This window comes from Nocardia sp., from assembly GCF_025465275.1.
Classification (GTDB): domain Bacteria; phylum Actinomycetota; class Actinomycetes; order Mycobacteriales; family Mycobacteriaceae; genus Nocardia.
The window spans coordinates 153,728-171,918 of record NZ_JAODNK010000025.1 but is presented as its reverse complement, the minus strand read 5'-3'; the positions used below and the strand labels follow the sequence as shown (position 1 = coordinate 171,918).

At 66.5% G+C, this 18,191-nt stretch carries 18 protein-coding genes; 9 read left to right on the top strand and 9 right to left on the bottom strand.

From position 1 onward, the window contains the following. Positions 1 to 25: 25 nt before the first annotated feature. The 4 genes from JWN03_RS06435 to JWN03_RS06420 all read left to right on the top strand — a co-directional run bounded on the left by JWN03_RS06435 (position 26) and on the right by JWN03_RS06420 (position 3,677). Entirely contained in the window at positions 26 to 796 is a 771-nt protein-coding gene (locus tag JWN03_RS06435) for a DUF2470 domain-containing protein (RefSeq protein WP_297611127.1), read from the top strand. A gap of 34 nt (positions 797 to 830) precedes the next feature. Further along, positions 831 to 1,625 carry a CPBP family intramembrane glutamic endopeptidase gene (locus tag JWN03_RS06430; RefSeq protein ID WP_297611112.1) on the top strand — a complete coding sequence of 265 codons (795 nt, stop codon included), beginning with the start codon at positions 831 to 833 and terminating at the stop codon, positions 1,623 to 1,625. 49 nt (positions 1,626 to 1,674) lie between these two features. Beyond that, entirely contained in the window at positions 1,675 to 3,036 is a 1,362-nt protein-coding gene (locus JWN03_RS06425) for an LCP family protein (protein ID WP_297611109.1), read from the top strand. Between the two features lie 92 nt (positions 3,037 to 3,128). Further along, entirely contained in the window at positions 3,129 to 3,677 is a 549-nt protein-coding gene (locus JWN03_RS06420; RefSeq protein WP_297611106.1) for a ferritin, read from the top strand. A gap of 144 nt (positions 3,678 to 3,821) precedes the next feature. Here the strand turns inward: JWN03_RS06420 and JWN03_RS06415 are convergent, their stop codons facing one another. The 4 genes from JWN03_RS06415 to JWN03_RS06400 all read right to left on the bottom strand — a co-directional run bounded on the left by JWN03_RS06415 (position 3,822) and on the right by JWN03_RS06400 (position 7,218). Beyond that, positions 3,822 to 4,736: a DUF5926 family protein gene (locus JWN03_RS06415; RefSeq protein ID WP_297611103.1), complete on the bottom strand. Its 915-nt coding sequence runs from the start codon at positions 4,734 to 4,736 to the stop codon at positions 3,822 to 3,824. A 195-nt stretch (positions 4,737 to 4,931) separates the two neighbouring features. Beyond that, positions 4,932 to 5,699 (bottom strand): glycerophosphodiester phosphodiesterase, encoded by a 768-nt coding sequence (locus JWN03_RS06410; protein ID WP_297611100.1) that lies wholly within the window; start codon positions 5,697 to 5,699, stop codon positions 4,932 to 4,934. Beyond that, on the bottom strand, positions 5,696 to 6,814 hold the full coding sequence (locus tag JWN03_RS06405) for a DUF4328 domain-containing protein (RefSeq protein ID WP_297611097.1): 1,119 nt from the start codon (positions 6,812 to 6,814) through the stop codon (positions 5,696 to 5,698). Before JWN03_RS06405 ends, JWN03_RS06410 begins: the two co-directional genes overlap by 4 nt. A 32-nt stretch (positions 6,815 to 6,846) precedes the next feature. Beyond that, positions 6,847 to 7,218 carry a rhodanese-like domain-containing protein gene (locus JWN03_RS06400; protein ID WP_297611095.1) on the bottom strand — a complete coding sequence of 124 codons (372 nt, stop codon included), beginning with the start codon at positions 7,216 to 7,218 and terminating at the stop codon, positions 6,847 to 6,849. 368 nt (positions 7,219 to 7,586) lie between these two features. On the opposite strand from JWN03_RS06400, the gene JWN03_RS06395 reads away from it, so the two are divergent. From JWN03_RS06395 to JWN03_RS06380, 4 genes are all read left to right on the top strand, one after another. Next, a complete protein-coding gene (locus JWN03_RS06395; protein ID WP_297611093.1) occupies positions 7,587 to 8,198 on the top strand; it encodes a hypothetical protein in 612 nt (203 codons plus the stop codon). A 274-nt stretch (positions 8,199 to 8,472) separates the two neighbouring features. Further along, complete coding sequence (locus JWN03_RS06390; protein WP_297611090.1) at positions 8,473 to 9,096, top strand: superoxide dismutase; 624 nt, start codon at positions 8,473 to 8,475, stop codon at positions 9,094 to 9,096. A gap of 331 nt (positions 9,097 to 9,427) precedes the next feature. Further along, entirely contained in the window at positions 9,428 to 9,949 is a 522-nt protein-coding gene (locus tag JWN03_RS06385) for a peptidase (RefSeq protein WP_297611088.1), read from the top strand. A 329-nt stretch (positions 9,950 to 10,278) separates the two neighbouring features. Next, positions 10,279 to 11,019 (top strand): TMEM165/GDT1 family protein, encoded by a 741-nt coding sequence (locus JWN03_RS06380; RefSeq protein ID WP_297611085.1) that lies wholly within the window; start codon positions 10,279 to 10,281, stop codon positions 11,017 to 11,019. Between the two features lies 1 nt (position 11,020). On the opposite strand, the gene JWN03_RS06375 is transcribed toward JWN03_RS06380, so the two are convergent. Both JWN03_RS06375 and JWN03_RS06370 read right to left on the bottom strand, forming a co-directional pair. Then, positions 11,021 to 11,671, bottom strand: a complete 651-nt coding sequence (locus JWN03_RS06375; RefSeq protein WP_297611081.1) for a TetR/AcrR family transcriptional regulator — start codon at positions 11,669 to 11,671, stop codon at positions 11,021 to 11,023. 28 nt (positions 11,672 to 11,699) lie between these two features. Beyond that, a complete protein-coding gene (locus JWN03_RS06370) occupies positions 11,700 to 12,611 on the bottom strand; it encodes an SDR family NAD(P)-dependent oxidoreductase (RefSeq protein WP_297611078.1) in 912 nt (303 codons plus the stop codon). A gap of 340 nt (positions 12,612 to 12,951) precedes the next feature. Between JWN03_RS06370 and JWN03_RS06365 the strand changes: the two genes are divergently transcribed. Beyond that, the gene (locus JWN03_RS06365) at positions 12,952 to 13,719 is read left to right on the top strand and encodes an SDR family NAD(P)-dependent oxidoreductase (RefSeq protein ID WP_297611074.1); all 768 of its coding nucleotides are present in this window, start codon (positions 12,952 to 12,954) and stop codon (positions 13,717 to 13,719) included. Positions 13,720 to 13,949: 230 nt separating this feature from the next. Here JWN03_RS06365 and JWN03_RS06360 read toward each other — a convergent pair whose 3' ends face one another. The 3 genes from JWN03_RS06360 to JWN03_RS06350 form a co-directional block, all read right to left on the bottom strand. Further along, entirely contained in the window at positions 13,950 to 14,150 is a 201-nt protein-coding gene (locus tag JWN03_RS06360; protein WP_033085228.1) for a cold-shock protein, read from the bottom strand. Between the two features lie 383 nt (positions 14,151 to 14,533). Then, the gene (htpG, locus tag JWN03_RS06355) at positions 14,534 to 16,486 is read right to left on the bottom strand and encodes a molecular chaperone HtpG (RefSeq protein WP_297611062.1); all 1,953 of its coding nucleotides are present in this window, start codon (positions 16,484 to 16,486) and stop codon (positions 14,534 to 14,536) included. After that, positions 16,483 to 18,132 carry a TM0106 family RecB-like putative nuclease gene (locus JWN03_RS06350; RefSeq protein ID WP_297611059.1) on the bottom strand — a complete coding sequence of 550 codons (1,650 nt, stop codon included), beginning with the start codon at positions 18,130 to 18,132 and terminating at the stop codon, positions 16,483 to 16,485. The genes htpG and JWN03_RS06350 overlap by 4 nt, the downstream gene beginning before the upstream one ends. Positions 18,133 to 18,191: the final 59 nt, after the last annotated feature.

The following is an 18,191-nucleotide window of genomic DNA, read 5'->3' as shown; positions in this document are numbered from 1 at the left end:
TTACCTAATTCATTTGGAGGTTGGCATGCCACATACGGCACCGGTCGTCGCGCCCGAAACCGCCGAACGCGTGCACAGCGCGTGCGCCCACGCCGAGAGCGCCATGCTGGCCCTGCCCGGCCTCGACCCGGTCCCCACCTCGGTGCACCTGCTGCGGCAGTGCGGGGACACCGTGATCGCGGTGCCGTCGAGCTCGGTGGCCGCCCTCCTGGTCGGAGGCTGCGGCGCCACCGGCTCCCCCGCCGTCCTGGAACTCACCGACCACGCCCCGCTGCCGCTGCGCGAACCCGTGCGCTCGCTGGTGTGGCTGCGCGGCTGGGTGCACGCCGTACCCGGCAATACCCAGCGCGCCCTCGCCTCCGCCGTCGCCGAGGACCACCCGCACCCCGCCCTGCTCGATATCGGCTACACCTCGACCCTGGTGCGCCTGGTCGTGGACTCCGCGGTCGTCGCCGACACTTCCGGCGCGGATTCGGTATCCCGCGAACAACTCCGGCAGGCCCGGCCCGATCCGTTCTGCGCCATGGAGGGCGCCTGGCTGCAGCACCTGCACGCCGACCACGCCGATGTCATCGACCGCCTGGCCCGGCACCTCCCGGCCCAGCTGCGGCGCGGCGCGCTCATCCATCCGCTCGCCATCGACCGCTACGGCGTCACCCTCCGCGTCGAAGCCGTCGAGGCCGACCACGATATCCGCGTCCCCTTCGCCGCCCCCGCGCACGATGTCGAATCGCTCAGCCGGGCGGTACAGGCATTGGCGGGCAACCCCTTTGAACAGGGCATTCACCGCATCTGATCAAATTACGGCCGGCGCACATAGATTGGCGTCCATGAATTCGGCTGCCGCGTCCGACCCCCACTGGCCCGCACCCGTCAATTCCGAACAGGAGCGGCGGGCGATCCGGCTGGAGATCGCGGTGGTGCTGGTCATCACCTTCGGATTGAGCGGAGCCAGCGCGGCCCTGTCGCTGCTGGAGAGTGCGCTGTCGCCCGGCGGGGTGGGCGGGCAGACCGTGGCGCTGAATCCGTCGCGGGCGGCGCAGTCCACCATCGACCTGCTGTTCCAATTGCTGAGCGTGGCACGACTACTCGGGTGGGCGGCGCTCGGGCTCTACCTGCTGTGGCGCAGCGGAATCGGACCGAAGCTGATCGGGCTGGCGCGCCTGCACTGGCGATCGGATGTGCTGCCGGGACTGGTCCTGGCAGCGGTGATCGGAATACCCGGGCTCTGCCTGTATCTGGTGGCGCACGCCCTGGGGATAAGCGTCACCATCGTGCCCGGATCACTGGATCACTGGTGGCGGCTACCGGTTCTGGTGTTGTCGGCGTGGGCCAATTCGGCCGCCGAAGAGGTGCTGGTGGTGGCCTATCTGATCACTCGGCTGCGGGCGCTGGGCTGGTCCGAGGACCGGTCGCTGCTGGCGTCGGCGCTGCTGCGCGGCAGCTATCACCTTTACCAGGGCATCGGTGGCGGGATCGGAAACCTGGTGATGGGATTGATTTTCGGGCGCTATTGGCAGCGCACCAACCGGCTCTCGCCACTGCTGCTGGCGCACGCGCTCATCGATACGATCGCGTATCTCGGGTACTCACTGCTGCGTGGACACGTCTCCTGGCTGCCGTAATGCGATCGAGATGAACCCTGCGACGGGTTGAATCAGTAGTCTTTCGATGATGAACGGCGATGACCCCAAACGCCCCCACCAGGGGCCACCACGGCCCGGTGTGGACCCCACCCGGGTCATTCGGCGCAATGAACCCGCCCCGCCACTGGCGTGGTCGGAGGCGCCACCGATCGTGAACAATCCACGCAATCCGCCGCCACGAAACCCTGGCGGGCCGCCGCCGCGCAATCAGCCTCCGCCGCAACGGAATCAGGGAGCGTCCCCGCGCAATCCGGCGCCACCACCGCGCAATCCCGCTCCGCCGCAATACGATCGGTACCGCGAGGCCGCGCCCATGTCCCATGCGCCTACCCAGCAGCCGGTGCCCTTCCGGGAGAAGCAACCACCACCTCCGCCGCCCGCACTGCCCACCAAACGTGGCGGCGGCGACCCCCCACCGCGCGGGCCCAAGCCGAAACGCAAACGGCACTGGTTCCGCTGGATTCTCTCGCTGCTGCTGATTCTGCTGCTCCTGCCGATCGCCGCGGCGGTCTACGTGGAGCAGAATCTGAACCGTGTCGACGCGCTCGCCGGCTACTCCGGCCGGATCGGCGACACGCCCGGGACGAATTGGCTTTTGGTGGGCTCCGACAGTCGCACCGGACTCACACCGGAGCAGGAGCAGTCGTTGGCCACCGGCGGTGAGGTCGGGAGCGCGCGCACCGACACCATCCTGCTGGCGCACCTGCCGAAGTCCGGTCAGCCGACCCTGGTCAGCCTGCCGCGTGACTCCTATGTGAGCATTCCCGGCCACGGCAAGGACAAGCTCAACGCTTCCTTCGCCTTCGGCGGCGCACCGCTGCTGGTGCAGACCGTGGAGGGCGCGACCGGTGTGCACATCGACCATTACGCGGAAGTCGGTTTCGGCGGATTCGCGAGCATCGTCGATGCAGTCGGCGGTATCGATATGTGCCTGGACCAGCCCATGAAGGATCCGCTCGCCGGGGTTGACCTGCCCGCGGGCTGCCAGAAACTCAACGGCACCCAGGCCCTCGGTTTCGTGCGCAGCCGCGCTACCGCCCTTTCCGATCTCAATCGCATGCTCAACCAGCGGAAATTCCTCAGTGCGCTGCTGAAGAAGGCGTCGAGTCCGGCCACGCTGCTCAATCCGTTCCGGGTGTGGCCACTGCTGCAGGGCACCACGAAGGCATTGCAGGTGGACAAGGGCACGCATGTCTGGGATCTGGCGCTGCTCGGCAAGGCCCTGGCGGGCAATCCGATAGCAACCACGGTGCCGGTCGGCGGGTTCGAGGATGTGGACGGCAGCGGCAATGTATTGCTCTGGGACAAGACTCGGGCTAGCCAGTTCTTCGAGGCATTGGCCAGCGACAAACCGATCCCGGCGGACCTGGTCACGACCGTCGGCAATTAATGGAAATTAGGCAATACTTGCCTCAATAAGGCTGCACTCAATAAGGTTGCACTTGGATGACACGCGTTCTGACCAGGGCTAATGTCTTGCCCATGTCCAGCCGAACCCAAACCAAGAGCAGCAAGTTCCACGCCCTGCTGCAGGATCAGATTCGCAACGAATTCAATGCCGAGCACCAGTATGTGGCCATTGCATTGTGGTTCGATCACGCTGATCTGCCGGTCCTGGCCAAGTATTTCTACAAGCAGGCCGTCGAAGAGCGCAATCACGCGCTGATGATCGCGCAGTACCTGCTCGACCAGGACTTCATCGTCGAGGTGGCGAACGTCGATCCCGCCAAATCGCAATTCGAGAATGCCCGTGAGCCCATCGGCCTGGCCCTGACGCAGGAGCAGGCGGTCACCGAGCAGATCGTGGCGCTCGCCAAGACCGCCCGCGAAGAGAGCGACTACCAGGGCGAGCAGTTCATGCAGTGGTTCCTCAAGGAGCAGGTCGAGGAGGTCGCGACCATGAAGACCCTCCTCACCGTCGCCGAGCGGGCCAGCGCCAATATGTTCGATCTGGAGAATTTCGTTTCCCGCGAAATGAGTTCTCCGAAGGATGCTTCGGGCTCGCCGCACACCGCCGGTGGCGCGCTGTAATTCCGGCTTGACGACAAGGCCCGGTCCATACGCAGGACCGGGCCTTTTTGCTGAGCTACCGAAAAGGCTCTGCGCTACCGCGAAAAGACTTCGGGCCGTTCGCCGGAGGAGAAACCCGCAGCAAACGACCCGTTCACCGCGAGATCAGCGCAGCGTGACCTGACGCGAACGCAGGCCGTCGCGCGAACGCCGCTCCTCCGAGCTCATCGGCTCGTCGTTCTTCAGGGCGGCCGCCAGACGAGCGCCGAATTCCTTTGCCGCCGGCTCCCATTCGACCGCGTGCTGCTCGGGATCGAGGTCGAAGACCGGCACCAGCAGGCCGTGGGTGCGGAACGAGCCCGCGAACCGCGAACCCTCACCCAGGTGCAGTTCACCGGCCGCGTGCAACCGCGCCAGCGCCAGCATGAGCTGGTCCTCGTCCTCCGGGCGCACCCAGCGCAGATGCGCCTTCTCGCCGGCATCCACCCACCAAGCCGCGCCGATGGCATCCGCGCCCAGATTCAGGCGGGCCGACGGCATGATGGCCAGATTGGCCTGCTCGATGGTCGCTGCCACCTGCTTGTCGGGGGTGACGCCCTCGGGCACCCACCAGTTGAAGTCCTGATGCACGGTCAGATCCAGGGCCGCATTGTCGAGCACGTCCGAAAGGCTCGGCGCGCCTTCGACACTCGCGGCGGCGAGGGATTCGCCCGGCTCCGCCGACTGCGTCCAGAGAATCGCGGTCGCGAGATCGGCGGCCGGATTGCCCGACTGGAACTGCACCTGCGTGCCGACGAAACCGATCGGCTCCTCGCCGGCCCGCACCAGCGCGGCCACCGCACCCGGCAGCACCGTCGAGAGGACGACCTCGCGCTCGGCGGCGATGCTCGGCGACAACTTCAGCGTGGCAGTCGCCGACGGCACGAACTCCCGTAGCGCGACTAGATCACATTCGGCAGCCAGACCCTCGAACGGCCGCGTAATCGTCTGCGACGCCTGCTCCTGCTCGGCCCGGCGCGCGGCCAGCTTCTCCGCCCGGTTGCTGTCCGGCTTGGGACTGTTGCGCTTGCTCTTACCCATAGCTGGCAAAACTACTGTATCTATTTGCCTCCGCTTCGCTCCGGCGGGTTCGGGGCCCTGTTACCCGGTTCTTCCCTCCCTCCGCTCCTCCGCTTCGCTCCCCCGCTCCACTCAGTCCAGAACCGGGCGGGCCCCGAACTTGGGGCGAATCGCTGTGTGTCACAGGGTCGGAATCAGGTGGCTGAGCGGCGGGACCTACGCGGCCGGGAGCAGGTCCTTCGTGCGGCCCGGGTGGTTGGTGGCGACCCAGCTGACGCCGAGGTCGGCGCAAAGGCGGACGTCCTCGGGATCGTCGACGGTCCAGACGTAGGTGGCGCGGCCCGCGGCGGCGGCCTTGTCGACCAGGTCCGGGTGTTCGCGCAGGGTACGCACGGAGGGGCCGATTGCGGTGGCGCCCACGGTGGTTGCCGCGCCACCGGAGAGGTAGAGGGAGGACTCGCCCAGCAGGACGGTGGGGAGCAGCGGCGCGGCGCGGCGAATGCGCCAGACCGCGGTCGCAGCGAAGGAGATCACCACGGCGCGTGAGTGATCGGCGGAGGCCGGAGCGGCGATGCCGTAGCGCTGCAGCTCACTCAGGAGGGTGGTCTCCACGAGGGCGCCGAAGCGGACCGGATGCTTGGTCTCGATGAAAAGCTTGGTGGGACGGCTCTTCCAGTCCAGCACCAGTTCGATCAGTTCGGCCAGGGTGAGCACCGAGGCCGGTTCCCCGTCCGTGCCGAAATCCAGGGCCTTCAGTTCCTCGAGGGTCATCTCGCTGACCGCGCCCACACCGTTCGAGGTGCGGTCCACGGTGCGGTCGTGCACGCAGACCAGCTGCCCGTCCTTGGTCAGGCGCACATCGCATTCGACGCCGTCGGCACCCTCCTGCAACGCGAGTTCGTATGCGGCGAGGGTGTGTTCGGGTCGCGCTGCCGACGCCCCCCGGTGCGCTACCACGAACGGTGCGCGATTGGCCGGGCTCACTTCGCCAATACCTCCTCGTGCTCGGGTTCCGGCGCCCCGTCGGCGGCCGCGGTCGCGGTCTCCGGATTCTGAACGGTCGCCTCATCATTCCCGACTGCGTCGTTCGGCGCGCGCCGCCCGGCGCCCTCGGCCCCGACCGGGTGCACCGGTTCGATGACCGGCGTGGCCGGGGTGGTGGCGGGCAGCCAGCGCTTGAGGGTCGCGGGACGCCCGCGCAAGTCCACACCGGCGAAGGCGCGCACCAGCCACAGCGTCAGCACCGCGACGCCGACCGCGACCAGATCGGCCCACACGGTGACCATCACGCCGTCGGCGCGGGCCTGCAGCGAACTCGTCAACCGGTACAACACGGCAACGGTCACCAGCACACCGTTGAAAACCCAGGCGGCCCACCAGAAGCGGACGGCGCGCAGCAGTCGCGGATCGTTGTCACCCTCGCGCACGGCCTCGGTGAGGAACACCCCGGGCCACACCAGATTCACGACGGGGACCAGGCAGCCGAGGAACAGTTCAAAGCGCGGACGCGGATCCTGGCGTCCCACACCGGCATACGCGGTGCGCCGGGTCTGTGCCAGCCAGCCGACCAGGGCGACCGCCGTCACCAGTGCGGCCAGCCCGGCCGCGATCGAGGAAACCGTCACCGCCCCATCGGATATCCACAGCAGGGCGGGCTGGATCAGGCGGGTGCGATTGCGCAGCAGAATCCCGTAGCGGCCGAGCTCGGCGAGCACGGCCACCCCGTAGAGGATGGCGGTGATGGCGAGCAGCAGCGGCAAGCGGGCGATCAGGGCCTCGAAGCGAGTGCGCGGCACCACCGCTTCCTGCGGCGGCAGATCCCGCAGGCCCCAGCGCGGCATCTGCGTGTAGCGCGGCGTCTCCGGCGCGACCGGCCGCCGGGACGGCTGCGCCGGATGGGCGGTGCGGCCTGGCGGGCGCGCCACCCAGCGGTAGTTGCGGCGAGTGGCGGGCGCGTCCACCGCCGCGGGTGAGAGCAGTACGCCGTGGCAGCGCGGGCACCAGTGCAGCGGTTTGCCCTGCACGGCCCAGCGGGCGCCGCAGCGGGCGCACGGCTGTACGACCGCGGATCGCGGATCTGCCACGTGTCCCCCGTTCATTCGCTCCATCCTTCTGCGCTGGTCGATCGTCGCTAGTAGATCTTCGCTTCGTCACCGTCGCCGGTGAGCGGTCGTCCGGCAAGCTGCCACGCCACCATGCCACCGGTGACACTGAAAGCGTCGAAACCGACATGCGTCAGGTACTGCACCACCGGGAGCGAGCGGCCGCCCTGCCGGCAGACCACGTATATCTCGGCGTCGTAATCCAATTCGTCGATGCGGGCGGGCACATCGACCATGGGGATGTGCAGGGCGCCGGGCGCGTGCCCGAGCACCCACTCGTCGTCCTCGCGGACGTCCAGGAGCAGGGCGGGAGCGGGTGTGCCGGGCGCCCACGGCTCGGCAGCATCGAATTCCGCAGGCACGGCGTCGATGGGGACCGAGGGGACATCGGAACTGCTCACGGTTTCGATCCTGCCACGGGCGCCGAAAGGCCGTGGAGTTCTGTCCCGGCGAAGCGTCCGGAACGGGCGGTTCGTTCTGCCGGAAGGTACCCGGTCAAGCTCCCCGAAGCAGGGGTCCTACGCCGGGGCTCGATGTAGTTATCCACATAATCCACAACCTGATCCACAGGTTGAGAAGTGACGGAAAGACCCGAAAAGTCCGGTCAACCGATCCGAAATGTCCCCTCCACGCCTCGGAGCGGCCGACCCGACATCTAGTAGGACGGCCCCGGTCGGGGATCGGTTCCGTTCGCATCCGAAAAAAACGACATACATACATAAAAACGGAATTCCTAGGCCCAGCCAGGCAAGATCGGTAGCCTGGCGCTATGACTGTGAGCAGGGGGCTACTCGACGGACTGGACATCACCGGACTCAACACCGCACTGTCCGAGGCGACATGCCTCGGGATCGACGTCGACGCGGCGGCCGGAAAGTTTCGGCTGGAACTCGACGTCCTGACACTTCCTGCGGACGGGCCACCGCCGGGAGACTGTGACGTATACCTGTCCCTCACCGGGATCAGTCGCGTCGCCGCCTCGCTGCGCCGCCAACGCTGGGACGACCTCGACCCGGTGGTACTGCCGCTCGAACTGGACGGGCTGCACGACGCTGTCAACAGCTTCGGCGGCGGCGGTTTGCACGGCTGGGAATTTTTCGACCTGGACGACAATGCCTGGACGCAGTGGCGAAAACTGCTCAGCTTCGACACCGTGCTGAACGATCGGCCCGCGGCACACATGCTGGAAATCTCGCAGGAAGAGGGCGTGGACCCACGCGAACTCGACGTTCGGGTGTGGTTCGAGGGCATCACCGTGCAGGACAAGAAGGGTGCGGAGATTCCGTTGCCCGACTTCATCGCGGGCGGTGTGCGGTGGTGGCAGGCACACGACGCCGGCGACCCGCGCACCATGCGACCGAATATCGTGCCGCCGTTGTGAATTCGGCATGGTGAAATCAGCATGAATTCGTGGGGGCTCCAGCCCCCACGGCCGTCCGCCCTTCAGTTTCAGCGATCCTCGTCGAGGTATGCCTGTCCCCGTCCCCGTTTCCAGTTGCGATCCCGACTGTTCCAAAGGTTGGGAAACTGTCGTGAGCACCGGAATGTGGGGGCACGCAGCCCGGTTGCACGGGAGCGGGTGTACGAATGATGGTTGGGTGCGCCTAGGCAAAGGCCCCGGGCACACAGCCCCGACACACTGAGGAAGGGACATCGTGGCTGAGTACACGCTGCCAGAACTGGATTACGACTACAGCGCCCTGGAGCCCCACATCTCCGGGCAGATCAACGAGATCCACCACTCCAAGCACCACGCCGCCTACGTCGCGGGCGCAAACGCCGCACTGGGCAAGCTGGAAGCCGCCCGTGAGTCGGGCGACCACGCCGCCATCTTCCTGAACGAGAAGAACCTGGCGTTCCACCTGGGTGGCCATGCCAACCACTCCATCTGGTGGAAGAACCTTTCCCCCAACGGTGGCGACAAGCCGGTCGGCGAGCTCGAAGCCGCCATCGACGACCAGTTCGGGTCGTTCGACAAGTTCCGCGCGCAGTTCACCGCTGCCGCCAACGGTCTGCAGGGCTCCGGCTGGGCCGTCCTCGGGTACGACACCCTGGGCCAGAAGCTGCTCACCTTCCAGCTGTACGACCAGCAGGCCAATGTGCCGCTGGGCATCATCCCGCTGCTGCAGGTCGATATGTGGGAGCACGCCTTCTACCTGCAGTACAAAAACGTCAAGGCCGACTACGTGACCGCGTTCTGGAACGTCGTCAACTGGGCCGACGTGCAGGACCGCTTCGCCCGTGCGACCCAGCAGGGCAAGGGTCTGATCTTCGGCTGATTGCCGTAGGACCGACGTGGGGGCTGACGCCCCCACACCCCCTGAGCGAGGGGCCGGGGACGCAGCCCCTGGACCCTCGACCGGGATTTGGGAGCACCGCTCCTGACCGCCGACGGGATTCGGGGACGCAGCCCCTGAAGCCCGGCAGGTTGTCGAAAGGCCCGCGAATCTTTGTGATTCGCGGGCCTTTTGCGTTTCCCCAGGTCGGGTGTCCGACCGACACGCCGGGTGCTAGCACTCTTTGGTACTTGTGTGCCAGTCCTGAATAGGTACAAACTCGAGTACTAGGACGGGCAGAGCCGCCCCGGATCGTCATATCGGGAGGCACGCGATGAGCGAGCAGATCGGTGTATTGCCGTTTCAATCAGGCGGCTCACTGTGTGGGTTCGTGATTTCCGGCCGCTGGCCGGACTCCACGAAGGAATGGGCACAGCTACTGGTCCTGGCCGTGCGGGTGGCGAGTCTGCCCGGGCTGCTGGCGACCACGACGGTGTTCGGGGCGAGGGAAGAACTGCCGGAAGATCCTGAGCCCGGGATGGTCGGATTGGTTATTGCCGAAGGCACCGTGCTGGGTGCGTCCGCACTGCTGCCCGGAAGGTTTGCCGGACATGTGCCACCGGCATTGATTCTTTTACATCCGCCGCGCGAAACGCGGCCGTCGCTACCCGAGTGCTCGGGCGCGGCTTCGGGCACCCTGCTGCTGCCGGGGCTGCCGCATCTGGGGCTGGAACATCGCGCCGCCTGGGTCGAAACCGATCCCGACGGATCCGTGACATCCATGGTCAGCCGGGTGGGAGTGGATCCCATCAGCGATCCCGATACCGCGGTTCTCGCCATGCTGCTGGCTGCGTGAGGGAACACTTCCCAGGTGCGTAAGGGCACCCGAAACCTCGCGGCAGCGTCTCCAAACTTATTGCGCGCATTGCGATTTCGGTGATGCCGGTTTGCCGCTGCCGGATTTGCCGGGGTAGTATGGTCGGCAGCGAAGGGGAGTAGCCCCCAATTGCGTAGTCGACATACTGATCCTTCTCGGGTCCGGCTGCGTGAACCGGTGGAAGTTTCCGGTGGGCGAGACCTTCGGCCAAGACAAACCAAACCGATTTTTGGTTCGGGTGTTTGTCGGCAGCGGAGCGCAGCGCCCCGCATTCATGCCGACAGGCCGGAGACCTGGGAGCTGACACTGTGATCACCACGATTTTGCTGAGCTTCGGCGCGCTGTTCCTCGCCGAGCTGGGCGATAAATCGCAACTCATGGCCCTGACATTCGCGCTGCGCTACCGCTGGTGGGTGGTGTTGAGCGCGATCAGTGTGGCCAGCGTGCTGGTGAACCTGATCGCCGTCGGTGTCGGCCACTTCCTCGGTGCGGCGCTGCCCACCACCGTCATCTCACTGTTCGCCGCGGCCACCCTGATCGGTGTCGGCCTGTGGACACTCCGCGAAATCCTCTCCGGCGCAGACGACGAGGCCGAAACCGAAACCGCTGCACCGCAGACCAAATCGCGGTCGGCCTTCCTGGTGGTGCTGTCCGCCTTCCTGCTCGCCGAACTCGGCGACCGCACCATGTTCGCCACCATGGCCCTGGCCACCAAGAACGGCTGGGTCGCGGTGTGGATCGGCTCGGTGCTCGGCATGGTCGCCGCCGGCGGACTCGCGATTCTGATCGGCGTGACGGTCGGCAAGCATGTGCCGGAACGGCTGATCGCGCTGTGCTCGGGTCTGCTGTTCCTGTACTTCGGCGCGGCGACACTGCTCGACGCACTGGCCCCGGGGCTGGGAACGCTGGGCGCGGCGGCAGTGGCACTGGTCCTGCCCGCGATCGCCGGAGTGGTGCTGCTGCTGCGCCAACGGGCCGGCACGCCGATTCCGGCGCGACCGGACAGCGAGGATCGCCCGGACCGCACTATCGAGGAGCGAACCGCGTAGTTCAGTCGGTGAGGGGCACGGCGCCGAACAGGCCGCCGCTGCGGCGCACCAGGTTCAGCAGCGGGTCACGCAGGGCGCGCAGGCCCTCCACGTCACCGACGGCAATGCGATTGGTGACCATGGCGCTCAGCGCGGCCACCAGGGTCTGACAGGCGAACCGCTGCTCTTCCGTGTCGGCGTCCAAAATATCGGCGACCACCGCGACGAAGGTTTCCTGCAGTTGGGTGCGGCGGGCGATGGCTTCGGGGCCTACTGCGTAGACCTCGACGAGGAACACGCGCGCGAACGCGGGTTCGGCGGCGAGGGCGTCGAGGTAGGAGCCGAGCACGCGTTCGATGCGCTCGGTCTGGGTTTCCCCGTCGAATTCGGCGCCGGTCGCGGCGAAGATGCCGGTCAGCATGAGTTCCACGGCGCGCTCGAACGCGGCCTCGAAACAGTCTTCCTTCGAACGGAATTGCTCGTAGAAGGTTTCACGCGAAACACCGGCGCGCTTGATGACCGCCGCGACCGGTGTTCCGACATAACCGTTCTCGGTCATGGCCTCGGCCATGGCCAGCAGAATGCGGTCGCGCTGCGCGGCGACCACGATCTCGCGGGGTAGACCGTGCCGGCCGCGGGGCAACTGACGAGCGGTTACTGCCGAATCGGTCATGCGGTGAACTCCGTTGGGCCGTAGCGGTTCAGGCGAGCTTTCCCATTCTGCGGGGGCGCGCCGGCTGCTCGGTGGTGAAAGCCACTCGCTCGGTCCGGGCAACTTCCAGTCCGGTCTCGACCCCGTGGCGCAGAGCGTAGTCGACAACCCGCTGTCCGACGCCGCGGAAACTCAGGATCAGGCCTACCCAGTACGGCGAGAACACCCGCCGGGAGCGACGGGCCAGGGCGCGTTCCATGGCGTCGATGGCCGGACCGAGGGGCGCGGTGCCGGAAACGGTATTGCGGCCGAGTATGTCGCGGGCGGCATCGGTGCCGAAGCCACGGCTGGTCATATCGGTATCGAGTTCGGCGAAATAGGCCATACCGACCTTCGCTCCGGTGTGCCGCAGTTCTATTCGGAGGGTGTCGCCGAGCGCCTCCACGGCTGCCTTGGAGGCGCTGTAGGCGCCCGCCAGAGGTAGGTGGATGGCGGCGGCCAGCGAGGACACCAGCAGTACGTAACCGCCGGGGTGCGCGATGTGCGGGCCGGCGGCGCGCAGCGTGTAGTAGACGCCGAGCACATTGACGGTGAGGGTTTCCTCGAGCACGTCCGGCTCGCCGCCCAGCAGTGAAAGCTGCCGGGCGATACCGGCATTCGCGACCACGGCGTCGAGACCGCCCAGTTCGGCGGTGAGCGAGTTGACCACTCGCTCCACCTGGGCCTGATCACCGATATCGCAGTAGCGCCAGGGCGCGTCGCCGCAGTCCGCGGCGACCTCGGCCAGCAGCCCCTCTTCGATGCCGAGCAGTGCCACCCGGGCGCCGCGGGCATGCAGTTGCCGGGCGAGGGCCGCGCCGATACCGCGGGCGGCACCGGTGATCAGGATGCGTTTGCCGGCCACCGACTGGGCCGGGCCTAGGAGACCACGGCGCGGACGTCGGGCCGTGCTGGCGTTCATAGAACGAGATTAGCACTCAACGAACACCCGTGTTCGCAAACCGCAAAGTCTGACCCACAAAGGCCCCCGCCCTCTTCGCAAACACCCCGAGCTTCGCGTTCGTCCCCACTCTGGACTGAGTGGACCAAGGTCAAGCGCCCGAAATACATCCGCCCCAAGTTCGTGGCCCGCCCGGTTCTGGACTGCGTGGAGCGGGGGAGCGAAGCGGAGGAGCGGAAGGAGGGAAGAACCGGGTAACAGGGCCACGAACCCCGCCGGAACGAAGCGGAGGCAGATATATACAGTGCTTGTTGACGGAGGGCCAGTGAGAGGGCGCTCCACAGTCGAGAGGACCAATCACGTGGAGATTTCCGGCTCCGCCGCCATCGTCACCGGAGGTGCGTCCGGCCTGGGCGCGGCCACCGCCAAGCGCTTCGCCGACGCCGGTGCCACCGTGTTCGGGTTCGACCTGGCACAGTCGATCGAGCGCGCGGGCGACAGCGTCCCCGCCGGTGTCACCCTGATCCCGACCGATGTCACCAGCGGTGACGAGGTGGCCGCCGCGGTCGCCACGGTCGTCGAATCCGGTGTGCCGCTGCGCATTGTCGTCAACTGCGCCGGTGTCGGCTGGGCGGGACGCATCCTGTCCAAGAACGGCCCGCACGACCTCGAGCTGTTCCGCACGGTCATCACCGTGAACCTGCTCGGCAGCTTCAATGTCATGCGCCTGGCCGCCGACGCCATCTCCAAGACCGAGCCGGTCGACGAGTACGGCCAGCGCGGCGTGGTCATCAATACCGCGTCGGTCGCGGCGTTCGAGGGCCAGATCGGGCAGATCGCCTACTCCGCCTCCAAGGGCGGCGTCGCCGGCATGACCATCCCGGCCGCACGTGACCTGGCGCAGTTCGGCATTCGCGTCAACACCATCGCCCCCGGCATCATCGACACCCCGATGCTCGCCGGTGTCACCGAGGAGTACCGCAAGGGCCTCGAGTCCGGTGTGCCGTTCCCGTCCCGCCTGGGACGCCCGGACGAGTACGCGCAGCTCGCGCAGTACATCACCGAGCACGACTACCTGAACGGTGAGACCATCCGCATGGACGGCGCCCTCCGCATGGCGCCGCGCTAGGCTCCCCCGCCTCCCCGGAACTTCAGCGCACGGCCGAGTGCCGTCGCCAGCCGGTTACGCGTAGGAACGGCTAGGCGCGCAACCGATTTCGGGGGTACCCGGGGAGTTACCCGGACCTTCCGAGATCAGTTGTCACGACTAGAGAACAAGACCCGCACCGGATTCCAGTGCGGGTCTTGCTGTTTCACGAGTTCGGAGTGCGCGGGTTAATCAGCGCATATCCGGGAGCCTCAGTGCGGGCGCACAGCTGCAGCCTGCGGACCCTTCTTGCCCTCGGTGATTTCGAAGCTCACGGCCTGGCCCTCTTCGAGCTGGCGGTAGCCGTTGCCTTCGATTTCAGAGTAGTGAACGAACACATCGGGGCCGTCCTCGCGGGCGATGAAGCCGTAGCCCTTCTCCGCGTTGAACCACTTGACGGTGCCCTGAACCATAACTTTCTCCTGCTGAATGTTGCATCGGCCGCCGCGGTCACGGTGACCGGGTCGAAGTCGTAGCGACTGCTTGGCAGGTCGCTCGAAAGTGTCGTAGCGACTGCTTGCAGGTCGCTCGAAAGTATCGGCAGGCGACTTGCAACTTGCCTGGCAAGAGAAGCGCCCGCACGATGTTCGGCGCGAGCATGTGAGACACGAACACGAAAAACTTACGACCAAGACGTACAACGCACACCTGACCGGGGGGAGTTCCCGGAACTACCGAAAAAATTACCGGCGTCACATCCATGCGAGATCGGGCATGACCGAAAACCGCCGCCGCACAGCCGCACCCCCGGCGATCGAGCCACCGGGGGTGCGACAGGTACGAGATATCTTGCAGGTCAGAGGGTTTGGGTCAGCCGTTCGGCGAGGATGCGGGCGAAGTGGGCCGGATCCGCGAGTACGCCGCCCTCGGCGAGAACCGCTGTGCCGTAGAGGAGTTCAGCGGTCTGGGCGAGTTCGGCAGGCTTGTCGGCCTCGTCCTTGACCTTGGCGAACGCCTCGCGCAACCCGGTGACCAGCGGATGTGCCGGATTCAGCTCGAGGATGCGCTTGGAGTCCGGCAACTGCTGCCCGGAGGCGCGGTACATGCGCTCCAGCAGCGGAGTGAAATCGAACACATCTCCGACGATGCAGGCCGGGGAGGTGGTCAGGCGGGAGGTCAGGCGGACCTCCTTCACGGTGTCGTCCAGGGTCTGCTGCAGCCAGCCGAGCAGATCGGCGAAATCCTTGTCCTGCTGTTCGCGCAGCTGCTCGGAGGCCTTCTTCTCGTCCTCCGATTCCAGATCGATCTCGCCCTTGGCGATGGACTGCAACGGTTTCCCGTCGAAGTCCGGCACCGAACCGACCCACATCTCGTCGACCGGATCGGTCAGCACCAGCACCTCCAGGCCCTTGGCCCGGAATGCCTCGATATGCGGTGAGTTCTCGATCTGCTCGCGGGATTCGCCGGTCATGTAGTAGATCCCGGTCTGGGTCTCCGGCATCCGCGACACGTACTCGGCCAGCGTGGTGAGCTCGTCCGTCGCATGGGTGGACACGAAAGACGAGACGGCCAGGATGGATTCGCGATTGTCCTGATCGGAGAGCATGCCCTCCTTGAGAACTCGGCCGAATTCGCGCCAGAAGGTCTGGTACTTGGCCTTGTCCTCGGCGCCCTGCAGCTCCTTGATCGTGGACAGCACCCGCTTCACCAGGCGCTTGCGGATCATCTTGAGCTGCCGGTCCTGCTGCAGGATCTCGCGAGAGACATTGAGCGACAGGTCCTGTGCGTCCACCACGCCCTTGACGAAGCGCAGGTACTCCGGCATCAGCTCTTCGCAGTTGTCCATGATGAACACCCGCCGCACATACAGCTGCACGCCGCGCTTGTGCTCCCGGGTGAACAGATCGAACGGCGCGGTCGAGGGCAGGAACAGCAGCGCCTGGTATTCGAAGGTGCCCTCTGCCTTCAGCGCGATGGTTTCCAGCGGGTCGTCCCAGGCGTGCGAGACGTGCTTGTAGAACTCCTTGTACTCCTCCTCGGACACCTCGCTCTTGGGGCGGGTCCACAGGGCCTTCTGGGAGTTCAGGGTCTGGGTTTCGACGAGGGTCTTCTCGGTCTTGTCCTCACCCTCGCCTTCGGTCACCGAGCGCTCCACATCCATGCGGATGGGCCAGGCGATGAAGTCGGAGTACTTCTTCACGATTTCGCGGAGCTTCCACTCCATCGTGTAGTCGAACATGTGGTCGTCGTCGTCGACCGGCTTCAGGTGCAGCGTGACGGTGGTGCCCTGGGGGGCGTCGGCCAATTCCTCGATCGTGTACGTGGAGCTGCCCGCGGCGGACTCCCAGCGGGTGCCGGTGGTCTCGCCCGCCTTGCGGGTGGTCAGCGCGACCTTGTCGGCCACCATGAAGGTCGAGTAGAAGCCGATGCCGAACTGGCCGATGAGCTCCTCGGCGGCGGTATCGGACTTGTTCTCCAGCAGCTGCTTACGCATGGCGGCGGTGCCGGACTTGGCCAGCGTGCCGATCAGATCCACTACCTCGGCACGGGACATGCCGATGCCGTTGTCGCGGATGGTGAGCACGCGCTCGTCGCTGTCGACCGCCAGCTCGATGTGCAGGTCGGAGGTGTCGGCGACCAGGTCCTTGTCGCGGTAGGACTCCATGCGCAGCTTGTCCAGCGCATCGGAGGCGTTCGAGATCAGTTCTCGCAGGAAGGTGTCTTTGTTCGAATAAACCGAGTGGATCATCAACTCGAGCAGCTGATGAGTTTCGGCCTGGAATTCGAGTTGTTCGACGTGATCGGTCACGACGCGATATTACGTCCCGCGAAATCGGCGATGCCGGGAACCTCGGCATCTGCCCGGTCCGTCATCCAGTCTCGCAATACCTTTGTGGCCTGCACGTCGTCCTCGTTGTACTCGAGGATGCGGGTGCGCTGCGACATGACCGGTTCGCCGCCGTCGTAGCCGACGCCCAGCCGGTACCAGCTCATGGACGCTTCGCCGCCGGCTTCCGGGTCGCGCCAGGAGAAGCCCGCGACCGGGGCGATCTTCTTGAGGCCCTTGCCGTTCGGGCAGATGAACTGCTCGGAGACGGCCTGGAACATGTCCACCCACTGCGGGCCGTCGACGAACTTCTGAATCTCCCGCTCGGTCGGGATACCGGGCATGCCGGCAAAGCGGCGCGCCGACTCGTACAGCCACTTGTCCTCGGCGGTGCGCGAATAGCAGTACGCGGCAAACGTTCTGCCCGTCGCGGCGGCGTCGGCGCGGATCTCCATGAGCCAGGTCCAGAACTCGGCGAAGGAGCGGCCCTCGTCCTGGGTGGGTAGTGGATCCCAGGTGACGAAGGGGCGGTAGACGCCGTCCAGCAGGGTGCCCCACAGGTAGGCGCCGTGCTCCTGATAGCTCTCCAGGTCCACGTCCACCTCGACGTCGGCGCGCTGCACCTGCACCCGCTCCACCCGGCGGACCAGGGGTGCGCCGGTGGCCCAGGCGCGGGCGGTGACAACGGTTTCGGTGAACAGCTCGAAATGCCAGTCGTCCGGTGCGTCGCCGGTCCAGGCGGCCAGATCGTCGATGGTGTCGACGCCGTGGCGGCGTAGTACCTCGGACCGGGCGCCCGGGGCCACCAGGCTCACATCGCGATGCGCGACCAGCCACTTCTCACAGCTCTGACCGCCCTCCTCGGGAGCGCGGGTGTACCAGGGGCACTGGCGGCACTCGGGGACCTTGGACGGGACGGTCGGCAGTTCACCGCGCACCACCGCGATGCGGTCGGCGTAGCGGCGGTCGTAATCGTCGAGAATCGGGCCCAGATCGTGAATCAGAATGCGGTCGAAGGCGTAACCGATGGCGCCGCCCGCCAGCGACGGGCTGGCCAGGCCGTGCCGCTGCAGCATGCGATACAGGTGCGCGAGGCGCTGCTGATCACGCGGCTGCGGACGGGTCCGCACATTGCGGTCGGACTTCGGGCGCCAGTCGTAGAGGCTGCTCGTCATCGGGTGGAAGTCGGCCGGGTCGGGCTGACGCGGATCGGTCACCTTGTGATTGACCACCACGATGGGGATGTACCCGCCGCGATCGGCGTCGCGCCAGAGGATTTCGCAGCCACCGCGGCGGCCGGTATCGGCCTCCTGCGGTAGCAATCCGCCCCAGATGCGTTCCGCCCCGGCCTCCATGGCGCGCATGGTCGCCTCGGCGCGGCGGCCCGCGGACTGGCCCGGCTCGATCACCGTCCAGAGTTCCGGATTGGCTCCGACCAGCGTGTCCCGCACCTGGATCCGATGCGCGGCCGCCGCCTCCCGCCGCTGCTGTACGCCGGCGTCCTCGATCACTCCGGTCAGCACCTGCGGATGGCTGGAGTCCAGCAGCAGCCGGTGCCGGCAGCCGATCAGGGCCCGCGCGTCCAGAAACGCGGCCCGCTCGCCATGGTCACCGATGCCCGAATACACCGTTGAAGTATGAACTCACCCTGTGACAGCAGAACCCGTCGCCCCGTCACAGCGCGGAT